17 protein-coding genes are annotated in these 12709 nt (G+C 64.8%); 10 read left to right on the forward strand and 7 right to left on the reverse strand.

Annotation, left to right across the window (positions count from 1 at the left end):
- Positions 1–3 precede the first annotated feature (3 nt).
- Positions 4–831: an SDR family NAD(P)-dependent oxidoreductase gene (locus BUB39_RS07540; protein ID WP_073052863.1), complete on the reverse strand. Its 828-nt coding sequence runs from the start codon at positions 829–831 to the stop codon at positions 4–6.
- 66 nt (positions 832–897) lie between these two features.
- Here BUB39_RS07540 and BUB39_RS07545 point away from each other — a divergent pair, with 66 nt between their 5' ends.
- From BUB39_RS07545 to BUB39_RS07555, 3 genes are all read left to right on the forward strand, one after another.
- Positions 898–1215, forward strand: a complete 318-nt coding sequence (locus BUB39_RS07545; protein ID WP_073052307.1) for a hypothetical protein — start codon at positions 898–900, stop codon at positions 1213–1215.
- 21 nt (positions 1216–1236) lie between these two features.
- On the forward strand, positions 1237–1656 hold the full coding sequence (arfB, locus tag BUB39_RS07550) for an alternative ribosome rescue aminoacyl-tRNA hydrolase ArfB (RefSeq protein ID WP_073052308.1): 420 nt from the start codon (positions 1237–1239) through the stop codon (positions 1654–1656).
- A 115-nt stretch (positions 1657–1771) separates the two neighbouring features.
- Entirely contained in the window at positions 1772–2026 is a 255-nt protein-coding gene (locus BUB39_RS07555; protein ID WP_073052309.1) for a GlsB/YeaQ/YmgE family stress response membrane protein, read from the forward strand.
- A 38-nt stretch (positions 2027–2064) separates the two neighbouring features.
- Here BUB39_RS07555 and BUB39_RS07560 read toward each other — a convergent pair whose 3' ends face one another.
- Positions 2065–2319: a YgaP-like transmembrane domain gene (locus BUB39_RS07560; RefSeq protein ID WP_073052310.1), complete on the reverse strand. Its 255-nt coding sequence runs from the start codon at positions 2317–2319 to the stop codon at positions 2065–2067.
- 84 nt (positions 2320–2403) lie between these two features.
- Here BUB39_RS07560 and BUB39_RS07565 point away from each other — a divergent pair, with 84 nt between their 5' ends.
- Positions 2404–3192, forward strand: coding sequence for a DUF72 domain-containing protein (locus BUB39_RS07565; protein WP_073052311.1), 789 nt, complete (start codon positions 2404–2406; stop codon positions 3190–3192).
- Positions 3193–3433: 241 nt separating this feature from the next.
- The gene (locus BUB39_RS07570) at positions 3434–3787 is read left to right on the forward strand and encodes a septal ring lytic transglycosylase RlpA family protein (RefSeq protein ID WP_073052864.1); all 354 of its coding nucleotides are present in this window, start codon (positions 3434–3436) and stop codon (positions 3785–3787) included.
- Here the strand turns inward: BUB39_RS07570 and modC are convergent.
- From modC to modA, 3 genes are all read right to left on the reverse strand, one after another.
- Positions 3784–4842: a molybdenum ABC transporter ATP-binding protein gene (gene modC, locus BUB39_RS07575; protein WP_073052312.1), complete on the reverse strand. Its 1059-nt coding sequence runs from the start codon at positions 4840–4842 to the stop codon at positions 3784–3786. The two genes, BUB39_RS07570 and modC, sit on opposite strands and share 4 nt — an antisense overlap.
- Positions 4839–5534 (reverse strand): molybdate ABC transporter permease subunit, encoded by a 696-nt coding sequence (gene modB, locus BUB39_RS07580; protein ID WP_073052313.1) that lies wholly within the window; start codon positions 5532–5534, stop codon positions 4839–4841. Before modB ends, modC begins: the two co-directional genes overlap by 4 nt.
- Before the next feature lie 98 nt (positions 5535–5632).
- On the reverse strand, positions 5633–6424 hold the full coding sequence (modA, locus tag BUB39_RS07585; protein WP_425292899.1) for a molybdate ABC transporter substrate-binding protein: 792 nt from the start codon (positions 6422–6424) through the stop codon (positions 5633–5635).
- 159 nt (positions 6425–6583) lie between these two features.
- Between modA and BUB39_RS07590 the strand changes: the two genes are divergently transcribed.
- Together BUB39_RS07590 and BUB39_RS07595 are read left to right on the forward strand one after the other, a co-directional pair.
- The gene (locus BUB39_RS07590) at positions 6584–7210 is read left to right on the forward strand and encodes a glutathione S-transferase family protein (protein WP_073052314.1); all 627 of its coding nucleotides are present in this window, start codon (positions 6584–6586) and stop codon (positions 7208–7210) included.
- Positions 7211–7398: 188 nt separating this feature from the next.
- The gene (locus BUB39_RS07595) at positions 7399–7659 is read left to right on the forward strand and encodes a hypothetical protein (protein WP_073052315.1); all 261 of its coding nucleotides are present in this window, start codon (positions 7399–7401) and stop codon (positions 7657–7659) included.
- Positions 7660–7776: 117 nt separating this feature from the next.
- Here BUB39_RS07595 and BUB39_RS07600 read toward each other — a convergent pair whose 3' ends face one another.
- On the reverse strand, positions 7777–8769 hold the full coding sequence (locus BUB39_RS07600) for a substrate-binding domain-containing protein (RefSeq protein ID WP_073052316.1): 993 nt from the start codon (positions 8767–8769) through the stop codon (positions 7777–7779).
- Between the two features lie 465 nt (positions 8770–9234).
- On the opposite strand from BUB39_RS07600, the gene BUB39_RS07605 reads away from it, so the two are divergent.
- From BUB39_RS07605 to BUB39_RS07615, 3 genes are all read left to right on the forward strand, one after another.
- Positions 9235–9978 (forward strand): ATP-binding cassette domain-containing protein, encoded by a 744-nt coding sequence (locus tag BUB39_RS07605; protein WP_073052317.1) that lies wholly within the window; start codon positions 9235–9237, stop codon positions 9976–9978.
- Positions 9979–10011: 33 nt separating this feature from the next.
- Positions 10012–11010 (forward strand): ABC transporter permease, encoded by a 999-nt coding sequence (locus BUB39_RS07610; RefSeq protein ID WP_073052318.1) that lies wholly within the window; start codon positions 10012–10014, stop codon positions 11008–11010.
- Between the two features lie 71 nt (positions 11011–11081).
- Positions 11082–11459: a winged helix-turn-helix domain-containing protein gene (locus BUB39_RS07615; RefSeq protein ID WP_073052319.1), complete on the forward strand. Its 378-nt coding sequence runs from the start codon at positions 11082–11084 to the stop codon at positions 11457–11459.
- Position 11460: 1 nt separating this feature from the next.
- Here the strand turns inward: BUB39_RS07615 and BUB39_RS07620 are convergent, their stop codons facing one another.
- Complete coding sequence (locus BUB39_RS07620; RefSeq protein ID WP_073052320.1) at positions 11461–12708, reverse strand: BaiN/RdsA family NAD(P)/FAD-dependent oxidoreductase; 1248 nt, start codon at positions 12706–12708, stop codon at positions 11461–11463.
- Between the last annotated feature and the right edge of the window lies 1 nt (position 12709).

Genomic DNA, 12709 nt, shown 5'->3' on the forward strand with positions numbered 1-12709 from the left:
GCCTCAGCCTTTCAGGAAGGCCTGGAAGGCGTCGCCGTAATCCGTGTGCCACCGCGACAGTGGCGGGCGGTTCTCGGCGATGTCGCCGGCGGCCCAGAGAATGCGCTTCTCGTCGGTCGGTCGCTGGACCTCGTTGTCGGGGCACAGAATGTAGAAATCACCCTTCTCGATCGAGGCGAGCATGAAGTCGATGGTCTGTTCTGGCGTCCAGGCGCCATCGGGCTTGACGGCGCGCTCGCCGGTCGTCAGGCCGGTCCAGACGAAGCCGGGGATCAGCAGCTTGGCCTCGACCCTGCCGCCCTCGATGTTGCGCAGCTCGTGCTGCAGCGCCTCCGTGAGCACCTTCACGCCAGCCTTGGAGACATTGTAGGCGGTGTCGCCGGGCGGCGTGGTGATGCCCTGCTTGGAACCAGTATTGATGATGAGCCCGGGCGCGCCGCCGGCGATCATCGCCGGGCCGAAAACCTGAACGCCATTGACGACGCCATAAAGGTTGGTCCCGATGACGCGCTGCCAACTCGCGAGTTCGCCGAGCGCCGGACCGCCATTGCCGATGCCGGCATTGTTCATGACGATATGAGGCGTGCCGAACCGGTCGATGACGGCATCGAGCAGGGCTTCCACATCGGCGCGGTTGGAGACGTCGGCCTTGACCACGAGCGCCTCAGGCCCCAGCGCGGTTCTTGCCCGTCCCAGCGCCTCCTCGCTCCAATCGGCGATCGCCACGTTGAGGCCGAGCGCCTGGAACTTGCGCGCGGCGGCAAGGCCGATGCCGGAAGCGCCGCCCGTGATCACGGAGACATGGCCGGTGGCGATGGCGGGATGCGTCATGTCTTCGTCCTGCTGGTCGATTGTTGGAGGTTGGCCGACGCGGTGATCGGGATGGATGCACAAAGCATGATAACCTTCTATATCCGGATTGGGGACTGGTTTCGCCACAGGGATTTCATGCCGATGCGCCGCACGCTTCTTGCTCTCATGCTCCTCGCCGCGACCATGCCGGCGGCTCTCGCCTGCACGAAGGACGAGCTGCAGGCGAAGTCGATTGAGCTCGCCGATCTCGTCAAGGCGATCGTCGCCAAGGATCCGAGTCAGGCGCAACCATGGCGCGCCAAGCAGGTGACCGTCGATCAGGTGGCCGAGGTGACAACCGACCTCGACAAGATCTGCGCCGCCTATGATTCGGCGATCGCAGAGGCCAAAGCCGCGCCGTAGCTGCTCTATCGGGCTCGCGCCATGATCCGCATCACCGACGAGATCGAACTCGACGAGAGCGAAATCGAGGAGACGTTCATCCGTTCGTCGGGACCTGGCGGGCAGAACGTCAACAAGGTGTCGAGCGCAGTACAACTGCGCTTCGACGCTCGCCGATCGCGGGCGTTGCCCGACGCCGTCGCCGTGCGATTGATGCGGCTCGCGGGGTCCAAGCTGACGCAGGATGGCGTCATCGTCATCACCGCGCAGCGCCATCGCGACCAGGCGCGCAACCGCGCCGATGCTGTCGAGCGCCTTGCTGAGTTGATCCGCGCGGCCATTCCGCCGCCGATCCCCCGCCGCGCCACCAAGCCGACAAAGGCTTCCAAGGAGCGGCGGTTGGACGGGAAGGCCAAGCGATCAGGCGTCAAAGCCATGCGGGGCGGGGTCAAGTTCGATTGAAGGTCGGCACGCAGACATAGGTTTTGCGCGATCTGGCTAAAATCACCTGAGCGGTGCAACATCCTTGAAGGCCGCGCATTGAAGCTCGGGCTTAACACGAGACGAGGGACGCACCATGGGTATCATCTGGACCATCATCATCGGCTTCATTGCCGGCGTGATCGCGAAATTCATCATGCCGGGCGACAATGAGCCCCGGGGCTTCATTCTCACCATCATCCTCGGCATTGCCGGCGCTTTCTTGGCCACCTGGCTCGGGCAGGCGATCGGATGGTATGGCCCGAACGATCAGGCAGGACTGATCGGCGCGGTCGTCGGCGCGCTGATCGTCCTGTTTATCTGGGGCGCTATCGTCCGCCGCCGGGCCTGAAAGAAGAGATCCCGCTTCGCATGCGAAGCGGGATCGCTCTAGCGACGGCGCGGAAGTTCCGGGTGCTCGCTGAAATGTTCTTCAAGCGCCTCGGTGATCGGACACCGGCCGGTCGCGCCGCGATAGGCGAGGTAGGACCCCGTCGCCAGAGCCAGCACCGACAGGAAGCGATTGGGACGCGGCCGCAAAGCGGCGGCGGCCAAAGCGAGCCCGCCCAGAACCGATAGGGTCCTGCTGGCGGTCGACATTTCCGGAACCACGACAGGTTCGACGGTTCGCGAGCGGAAGATCATTTGTGGTCTCCTCTTGGAATCGAGCGTTCAACGCGGCATCGGCGGTTGCGTTCCCGCGACCCTTTCGCCGCAAGGGAGGGTGTCATGATCAAAGTGGGCATCGGTGGCTGGGTGTTCGAGCCCTGGCGCGGCGTGTTCTATCCCGAGGGATTGCCGCAGAAGCGCGAATTGGAGCATGCCAGCCGGCATGTCACATCGATCGAGATCAATGGCACCTATTACGGCAGCCAGAAGCCGGAGAGCTTCCGAAAATGGGCTGCCGAGACACCCGAGGACTTCGTCTTCGCGCTGAAGGGCTCTCGCTACACGACCAACCGGCGCGTTCTCGCCGAGGCCGGCGAGTCCGTGCAGCGGCTGATCGACAGCGGTATCACCGAACTCGGCGACAAGCTCGGCCCGATCAACTGGCAATTCATGGAGACCAAGAAATTCGAGCCGGAGGATTTCGAGGCGTTTCTCGCGCTCTTGCCGAAGAAGGAAGGCAGCCGAAAGCTGCGCCATGCGGTCGAAGTGCGGCATGAGAGCTTCAAGTCGCCGGAGTTCGTGGCGCTGGCCCGGCAGTACGGCGTCGCCATCGTGCTGGCGGACTCGGACCATTTTCCGATGATTGCCGATCCGACTGCGGACTTCGTCTATGCCCGCCTGCAGGCCGCTTCCGAGGATGAGGCGGTGGGCTATTCCGACGCAGCCCTCGACCAATGGCTCGACCGTGCCAAGGCGTTTGCCGAGGGCGGGTTCCCGGAGGACCTGCCTCGGCTGTCAGACCATACCATCGTGAAGGGCGGACGCGACGTTTTCATCTACATGATCAATGGTTTCAAGCCGAAAGCCCCGGCTGCTGCGATGGCGCTTATTGAGCGGCTGGGCGGCTGACCCATTGCTCTTCGGTCTCCGCTTTCCCATAGAGCCTCAAGCCTGATACGCCCGGCCTCAAGGCTCTATGTGCGTTTTGGTGCACAATCCACGCCCCATTCTCGCCTTTTTTCGCCGGTTGATGAACGACGTCGAACAAGGGCTTCCTTCGATCAGGTGTGGATGCGCGCCAGCGAGCGCGATAACGGAGAGTAACCGGGTGAGTTCCAAGACCTATTTGCCGGCCATTACGGCCGGCCTGATGGCTATCGCGGCGACGACGTCCCTCAACATTCAGCCGGCCCAAGCTGGCGCTCAATGCGGGCGGGCCTCCTGGTACAAGCTCTCCGGCCGGACGGCGAGCGGCGAGCGCAACAACCCCGCCGCCCTGACGGCAGCCCATCGGTCTCTCCCCTTCGGCACCCGCGTCCGGGTCGAAAATCTCCGCAACGGCAAGTTCGTCGTCGTCCGCATCAATGATCGCGGTCCGTTCGTCGGTGGCCGCGTCATCGACGTCTCGCGCGCCGCCGCGCAGCAGCTCGGCATGGTTTCGACGGGTACGGCCAAGGTGCGCGTCGTCGCCGACGGTGTCGCCATGAAGGGCGCCTGCGGCTAACGTTCGTCGAGTGCCACGGCCTTGATCAGCGCCGTTACCGCAAGTCCTGGCGCAAGGCCAAGATCGCGCTGAGCCCCGCGTGTAACCCGAGCCAGCATCGGTTCGCCGCCGACATCGAGACTCACCGCTACATCCGACATCTGTTCGCTGACCGCGACGACCCGCGCCGCCAGGCGGTTGCGGATCGAGAGCCGTCCAGGTTCGCCAACGGCGAGCGCGATGTCGCGAGCGCGAATATGCACGCGGACCCGGGTGCCCAGGCGGCGACCGAGCTTTGGTATCTGCAGCACGCCCGCCGGATGATCGAGCAGCGTCACTCCGTCGATCTCATCCTCTGCATGGACGATCGCGGTCAGGATCGCGCCGGTCTCGCTGTCGGCCGCGACATCGGCGAAGACCGTTCCGACGGGCCCTGCCGCCGCGACGCGCCCCGCCTCGATGATCACCACCTGATCGGCCAGCCGCGCCACTTCGTCGACCGCATGGCTGACATAGAGGATCGGCAGCTTCATCTCGTCGCGCAGGCGCTCGAGAAAGGGCAGGATCTCGGCCCGCCGCGCGCGGTCGAGCGCGGCAAGCGGCTCGTCCATTAACAGCAGGCGCGGGCTCGCCAGCAAGGCCCGGCCGATCGCGACGCGCTGCTTCTCGCCGCCCGAGAGGTCGAGAGGCCGACGTTTCAGTAGTGCGCCGATGCCGAGCAGTTCGACGATGGCGCCGAAATCGCCCCAGCGTCCGGCCCGCGGTCCGAACCAGCGGCCATAGGAGAGGTTGGACTGTACTGAGAGGTGAGGAAACAGCCGCGCATCCTGGAAGACATAGCCGATCCGACGCCGTGACGGTGGCAGCATGACGCCAACTGCCCGGTCGACGAGAACTTCGCCGTCCAGTGTGATGCGTCCGCGGTCGGGCTGCGAGAGGCCCGCGACCAGATTGACGATCGTCGTCTTGCCAGATCCGGAAGGACCGAAAAGAGCTGTCACGCCGCCCTCGGAGGTGAAGCGCGCCTCCAGCACGAAGTCGCCAAGCCGCTTCTCGGCCTCGAAAGTCAGCGTCATGGCCGTGTATCGCGCGTCGCGCGCCTGGCGATGGCTTCGGAGAGCACAAGCGCGCCCAACGAGATCACCACGGAGACGATCGTCAGCCGCAGCGCCGCTCCATCGCCACCGGGCGTCTGGATCAGGCTGTAAATCGCCGAGGGAATGGTCTGCGTCTCGCCGGGAATGTTGGAGACGAAGGTGATCGTCGCGCCAAATTCACCAAGCGCCCGCGCGAAGGAGAGCACAAGGCCGGCCAAGATGCCGGGGAGGGCAAGCGGCAGCGTCACGGTCAGAAAGACCGCGACGCGTCCGGCGCCGAGCGTCGCGGCGGCCTGTTCAAGCCGCTGGTCGATCGCCTCGATGGACAAGGCGATGGCGCGCACCATCAGGGGAAAGCCCATGACGGCGCAGGCGAGCGCGGCTCCCGTCCAGCGGAAGGCAAGCACGACGCCGAATTGCTGGTCCAGGAAGGCGCCGATCGGTCCCTTGCGGCCAAAGGCGAGCAGCAGCAGGAAGCCCGTCACCACGGGCGGCATCACCAGCGGCAGATGGATGACGGCGGAGAACAAGGTCCGGCCTGGGAAGCGTCCGCGCGCCAGCAGCATGGCGCAGGCTATACCGAAAGGCAGACTGGCAGCGACGGCGACGCAGGCGACACGCAGACTGAGCCCGATCGCCTGCCATTCTTCGGCTGTGAAAAGACCGTCCATCACTCCTCGGCGGCCCCATCACGGCCTGTCTGTCTCGCTCGCCCTGATGTCGCCGACAGAGGCGTGTGAGGCAAGGGCAGAGCTTGCCGCTGCTTCTCTCAACCCTGACTGCCGATGACCGTGAAGCCGGCTTGCTCGAAAGCGGGGCGCGCCTCTGGCGAGACGAGCCAATCAAGAAACGCCCGGGCGTCCGGGTTGCTCGAGGCCTTCACGAGGGCAATCGGATAGACGATGGGCGGATGGCTGTCTTCGGGAAAAGTACCGACGACCTTGACGCCAGGCTCAGCCTTGGCGTCGGTGCCATAGACGATCCCGAAGGGCGCTTCGCCCCGCGCCACGAAGGCGAGCGCGCCGCGGACATTATCGGCCTCGGCAACATGAGGGGCGACGGCGTCCCAGACGCCGAGTGCGGTCAGCGAGGCCTTGCCATATTTGCCGGCCGGCACCGAGGCGACGGCGCCCATCGCCAGCTTGCCATCGGCGCCGAGCGCCGCAGCGAGCGGGGAGTTCTTGCCGATCGTGATCGTTGCGGCGGAATCCTTCGGCGCCACCAGCACCAGCGTATTGCCGAGCAGCGTCGTTCGCGTTGACGGATCGATCAGGCCCTTCTTCGCAAGTTCGTCCATCCAGTCGAGATCGGCAGAGAAAAAGATATCGGCCGGCGCTCCGGCCTCGATCTGCTTGGCGAGCGCCGAGGACGCCGCATAGCTGACCGCGACGGGCTTGCCGGTCTTTGCCTTGTAGGTCGCCGTCGCGGCGCCCAACGCTTCCTTGAGGCTGGCGGCGGCGAAGACGGTGACGTCGGCGGCGCGGGCAGGCAGGGCCGCCAGAGGGGCGGCAACGAAGGCGAGGCCGGTAAGCGCGAGCGCAAGGCGGCGAGTCAGACGGATCATGGCAAAGGGCTCCGGACGCGAGAGCGACATTTCTGCACGGAAATATCGATGGATCAACCGTCGCATCGATCGGCGGCACTGATGGATACGCAACAGGTTGGAATTGGACATTCATCGTTCATGCGGCGATCGTTGAGCGATCCAGGGGAGATCCACATGGCCGCCATCCATACGCTGTTTTCGATGCAGTCTTCAGGCAATTGCTACAAGCCGCGGCTGCTGATGCATGAACTCGGCATTCCCTTCCGCATCGTCGAGGTGGAAAAGGGAAGCGGCAAGACGACGGCGCAGGATTTCCTGAAGCTCAATCCAAACGCGCAGGTGCCGCTGCTCGTCCTGCCCGATGGACAACCGCTCGCCGAATCGAACGCGATGCTGCTGCATCTTGCCGAGGGCTCGCCGCTCATCCCGGCCGACGCCTATGACCGTGCGCTCTGCTACCAATGGCTCTTCTTTGAGCAGTACAGCCACGAGCCCGTCATCGCTGTCGCGCGCAACTGGCTGTTCCTGACGCCGGGCGGACGGGTCACGATGGCGCATCGCATCGAGGAGTGGCAGGTCAAAGGCCACAAAGCGCTCGGGGTCATGGAAGCGCGCCTGTCCGTCGCCGATTTCCTTGCCGGCCCGGCCTTCTCCATCGCCGATATCGCGCTCTATGCGTATACGCATGTTGCCGAGGACGCGGACTATGATCTCGCGCTCTATCCCGGCATCAGCGCCTGGCTCGCGCGCATCGCCGCCCGGCCGCGCCATGTCGGGATCGACTGGCGGCCCCTCGCGTGACCGAGGTCACAGACAGCTTCAGCCTTCCCGGCTAAGGACCGGCAGCGGCACAGTTTTCAGGCCGTTTACCTTTGCCGCAATTTGGTCACGACATGGCACGGTGGGAGCCACATTCGCTCCGAACCACCGCCGCAGTCGGGGTTCTGAATGGCGATGTGGGACGAAGACAGCCGAGACGGGGAACCGCCATGACCGAGAACATCCATCGCCAGCGCGCCAATCCCCGGCGGGAAAAGACAACCCGCCGCGCCTTCATTCTCTGGATGGCCGCCTACACCGTCGCCCTCGTCCTCGTCGCGATGCTGCACAGCTTCGGCGGCGGTCCGGGCGGCGTGACGATCGATTCGAACGGCGTTGCGACCCAGCAGGCGCGGGCAACCGGCGCGCCGCAGAGTTCGCTTGCCGACCGCCTGTTGCCTGAAACCGTGTCGCTCCGCGTCGACGGCTAAGGCCGGGCAAATCCGGGCGACACACCTGGCAGCATGAAAAAAGGAGCGCCCGTCGACGCTCCTTCTAGTCTAGGTCCGGCGGCTTCACAGCCGCCGGCTGCTTCCGAAAAGTATCGCCTATTTCTGGATGCAGGTGTCGGCGGTGTCCTTGGTGCATTCGTCGAGGCCGGTGAAGACCGGATCTTCGACCTTCTCGCCCTTGATCAGGCTGATCATGACGCTCGGCGCCTTGTAGCCCATCTCGAACGGACGCTGGCCGACGAGAGCCTCGACCCGGCCCTCCTTGGCGATCGCGACTTCGTCGCCGATCGTGTCGGCCGCGACGATGACGAGATCCTTGCTGGCGATCCGGTCCTTGTACTGGTCGGTCAGCTGGCGATAGGGCTGCGGCGCGCCGAACAGCGGCCAGCCGCCCTCGATTACGAAGGCGTCAAGCTTCGGATTGGCAGCCAGAATGTCCGACATCGCCTGCACGCCGGCAGGGCCGTCATCATTGGTGAACACCGGGCAACCGGCGATCTCGGTCCAGCCGCCTTCACCCTTGAGCGCGTCCAGGCCCTTCTGGCCGGACAGCGCGTCGCGGGTGCCGGAGGCGCGGCGCAGGATGTTGTCTGCCGCGGCATTGCCTTCGATCAGGCAGACGGTGCCGCCATTCGGCTTCGCCTTCTTGAGATATTCGCCGAGACGGAAGCCCATCAGGTAGTTGTCAGTGCCGAGATAGGTCTTGCGCAGCGCGGCGTCTTCCTTCTTGAGGTCGGCGTCGAGCGTCATGATCGGGATCTGCGGATTGGCAGCCCGGAGCGTGTTTGCGATCAGCGGCGCGTTCGACGGCGAGATCGCCATGGCGACCGTCGAGGGCTTGCCGAGCATGTCCTGCACGATCTGCGCCTCGCCGGCCTCGTCGGAGGTCGAAGCGGGGCCGGTGTAGAAGCACTCGTACTCGCTGTCGGCGTTTTCCTTGTTCCACTTCTCGCAGCCCTGATGGATGGCTTCGAAGAAGGGGTTGTCGAGGCCCTTCACGACGATGACGAGCTGTTTCTTGGCAGCGAACGCATCGCCGGCCGAAAGGGCCAGCACAGCGGCTGCGATCAGCATGAGGCTCTTTTTCATGGTCTCCTCCCGAGACGTTTGAAAATCTTGGCTCCGGATGTCCGGCCGCGGCCCAGTTCCCTGGTTTCTTCGTCTTTCTGGCCCCGCCGGATCCGACGGGGAGATGATGCAGGCACGCGCAGGCCTGCAGCCACCATCCCCGATGCAGAGAAGCTATCGTTGTCGATCCAAGCGAGTCAATCCGAATGATCGTATGATATTGACATATTCCGCTTTGCGATAATTCTATACTGCGATGCAAAAAGTATTGCGCCGCAGCATCGTAATATGGTGCTCATGCGGACTTGATCTGCTCGGCCATACTGCGCGTTTCCGGCTCCATTTTTCCGCCAGAGCCGATACGGATATTCATCGGACGATCGGATTGACGGCAATCACGCTGCCGATTATTGGGATAGGGGACTGGAACGAGCCGCCCGGTCCCGCTGCGGCGGTTGGGGCCATCAGCTTCGGGAGGAGGCGGGGGTGCCGGTTCTTGAGATTTCGAATGTCTCGAAGCATTTCGGGGCCATTCATGCGCTGAATGATGTCTCGTTCTCGCTCGAGCCGGGCGAGGTCATCGGGCTGATGGGCGACAACGGCGCCGGCAAGTCCACGCTCGTGAAGATTATCGCCGGCAATTTTCGCCCGACGCATGGCTCTCTGAAAATGGACGGGCGCGAACTCGTCATGCACAAGCCGGTCGAGGCGCGGCAGCATGGCATCGAGATCGTGCACCAGCACCTCGCGCTCTGCGACAATCTCACGGCGGCGGCGAATGTCTTTCTCGGCCGTGAGCTGCGCAAGGGCGTTGGCCCGTTCCGCGTCCTCGACTATGGCGCGATGTACAAGCGCGCCGGCGAGCTGTTCAAGGAATTGAAATCAGAGACGCGGCCGCGCGATCTCGTGAAGCAGATGTCGGGCGGCCAGCGCCAGGCGGTCGCGATCGCGCGCACGAGGCTTTCGGATGCCAAGATCGTGCTGATGGACGAGCCGACGGCCGCGATCTCCGTGCGGCAGGTGGCGGAAGTGCTGAACCTCATCCGTCATCTCCGCGATCAGGGCATCGCCGTGGTGCTGATCAGCCACCGCATGCCGGACGTCTTCACCGTCTGTGATCGCGTCGTGGTGCTGAGGCGCGGGCGCAAGGTCGCCGATCGGCCGATCGCTCTCAGTTCTCCCGAGGAAGTCACCGGCCTCATCACCGGCGCCATCGAACAGGTGGCGTGAGTTCACGGCCAGCAGCAGGGCGACGACATCATCATGGCGACCACCATCGACGACCATATCGGCCAGCGGCAGCACAGCCTCCTGTCCTGGCTGACCTCGCGCCAGACCTTCTGGGTGCTGATCGCCGTCATCCTCGCCTGCGCCTTCCTGTCGTTTGCCACGGATTCGTTCGCGACCTCCAACAACCTCTTCAACGTCACCCGCAATTTCACCTTCGTGGCCGTCATCGCGCTCGGCATGACGATCGTGATCATTACGGGTGGCATCGACCTCTCGGTCGGCTCGGTGCTCTGCCTCTGCAGCATGGTGCTCGCCGTGACGATGCATGCGGGCTATTCGATCGAGGTCGGCATCGCCGCGTCGCTGGGCACCGCCCTGATCATCGGCGCGGTCAATGGCGTGCTCATCGCCTATGTCGGCATGCCGCCCTTCGTGGTCACGCTCGGCATGCTGTCGATCGCACGCAGCCTTGCCATGGTCGCCTCGAACAACACCGTCGTGTACCAGTTCGGCCCCGACCACGATAAGCTCTTGGCACTCGGTGGCGGACATTTCTTCTTCGGCATCGCCAACCCGGTCATCTACATGGTCGTGCTGACGTTGATCACAGCCTTCGTGCTGCGCTGGACGCGGTTTGGTCGCCATGTCTACGCCATTGGCGGTAATGAAAATGCGGCGGTGCTCACCGGTGTGCCGGTGAAGCAGATCAAGGTCGCCGTCTACATGATCTCGTCGCTCTCGGCCGGCATTGCCGGCGTGATCGAGACGGGCTGGCTCGGCGCCGTGACAACCAATCTTGGCACTGGGATGGAGCTACAGGTGATCGCGGCCACCGTCATCGGCGGTGCGAATCTGGCCGGCGGCGTCGGCACCGCCTTCGGCGCCATTGTTGGCGCGGCGCTGATCGAGATCATCCGAAACAGCCTCGGCCTGCTCGGCATCAACGCCTTCTGGCAGGGCGCCTTTATCGGCTCGTTCATCATCGTTGCGGTGCTGTTCGACCGGATCAAGAACCTCCGCCAGCCCTCTTGAGCCGCTATCGGCATGGACGGCGCTTGCTGTTGGCGGCACACTGAGAGCTGTGTCGTCAGGGCTTCAACCGCGTGCATGCTCCCAACCAGACCGAAGGCCTGCGTTTCCGTCTTGTGCTGAAGGCGGGCTTCGCGCTCGGCCCCGGCAAGGGTGATCTGCTTGATGCGATCGCAGCGACGGGATCGCTGGCCGCATCCGGTGATCGCCTCGGCATGAGCGCCAAGCGGGTCTGGACGCTGATCCGCGAGATGAACGAGGCATTCCCGACACCGCTCGTGGAAACCGAAAAGGGCGGGACGGGTGGCGGTGGCGGCGCGCGATTGACGGTGCTCGGCGCACGGGTGCTTGCTCGCTACCGCGCGATGGAAGCGGAAGCCAATGCCGCGATCGCCGCCGGCCTTGATGAATTGCGCCTGCTGCTTAAGGAAACCGACAACCCCGAAACCTGAGTCAGGCCAAGGGCTCCGGCACGAATTCTGATGTGCCGGCTGAGGGCCGCGCGAGCCAGGCCTTGATGCCGTCCGATGCGGCGACGCCGGTCGCGAAGCAGGCCTGCAGCAGATAGCCGCCAGTCGGCGCTTCCCAATCCAGCATTTCCCCGGCCACGAAGGTGCCCGGCCGCGCCCTCAGCATCAGCTGATCGTCGACAGCGTCGAAGGCGACGCCGCCCGCGGTTGAGATCGCGCGCTCGAGCCCGGCTGGCGGACCGAGGCGCAAGGGCAGCGCCTTGATGAGCGCAGCCAGCGCCTCCGGCTCCCGCGGCAGATCGGGGCGTGTCTCGCGCAGCAGATTGATTGCGACGGGTGCGAGCTTCACGGCCTTGCGCAGACGGTTCGACAGCGATTCCGTCGGGCGCTGGCGTGCGATCCGCCTGGCAATCTCGGCCGCGTCCAGTTGCGGCAACAAGTCGATGGCGATCTCCGCGCCGCCGGCCTTCGCGTTCTCGCGGAGCGTGCTGCTCAGCGCGTAGAATGCGCCACCTTCGATGCCATAGCGGGCAATCATCGCTTCGCCACGCACCCGCTCGTGCTTGTAGCTGACGGCGATATTCTTGAGCGGCGTCCCAGCGAAGCGATCGCGAAACGTTTCCGACCAGGGCAGCGAAAATCCGACATTGGCGGGGGCGAGCGGCGTCACCGCGACGCCCGCCTCTTCGAGGATCGGCACGAACCGGCCGTCGGCACCGAGGCGCGGCCAACTGGCGCCGCCGAGCGCGAGCAGCGTCGCATCCGCCTTGATTGTCTCGATCGTCCCGTAGGGCGTGCGGAAGCGATCCTCGCCCGGCCCGCCGAAGCCGATCCATTCATGCCGAGTCACCAGCGTGACGCCGAGCGCGTCGAGCCGGCGGAGCCAGGCCCTCAGCAGTGGCGATGCTTTCATCGATTTCGGAAATACGCGTCCGCTCGAGCCGACAAAGGTTGTCTCGCCAAACGCATCGGCGAAAGCACGGAGCGCATCGGGCGGGAAGCTCTCCACAACGGCCTGGAGCCTTGGCGCGGCCACGCCATAGCGCCCGAGGAATCGCTCCATCGGCTCGCTATGGGTGAGATTGAGGCCGCCGCGTCCCGCCATCAGGAACTTGCGGGCCGGGGAGGGCATACGCTCATGCACGGTGACCGCCGCGCCCGCCTCGGCGAGGCGGAGAGCGGCGATCAGCCCGGTTGGGCCGGCGCCGACGATCGTGACGCGACGTGTCACG

It is taken from the genome of Kaistia soli DSM 19436, from assembly GCF_900129325.1.
GTDB classification, from domain to species: domain Bacteria; phylum Pseudomonadota; class Alphaproteobacteria; order Rhizobiales; family Kaistiaceae; genus Kaistia; species Kaistia soli.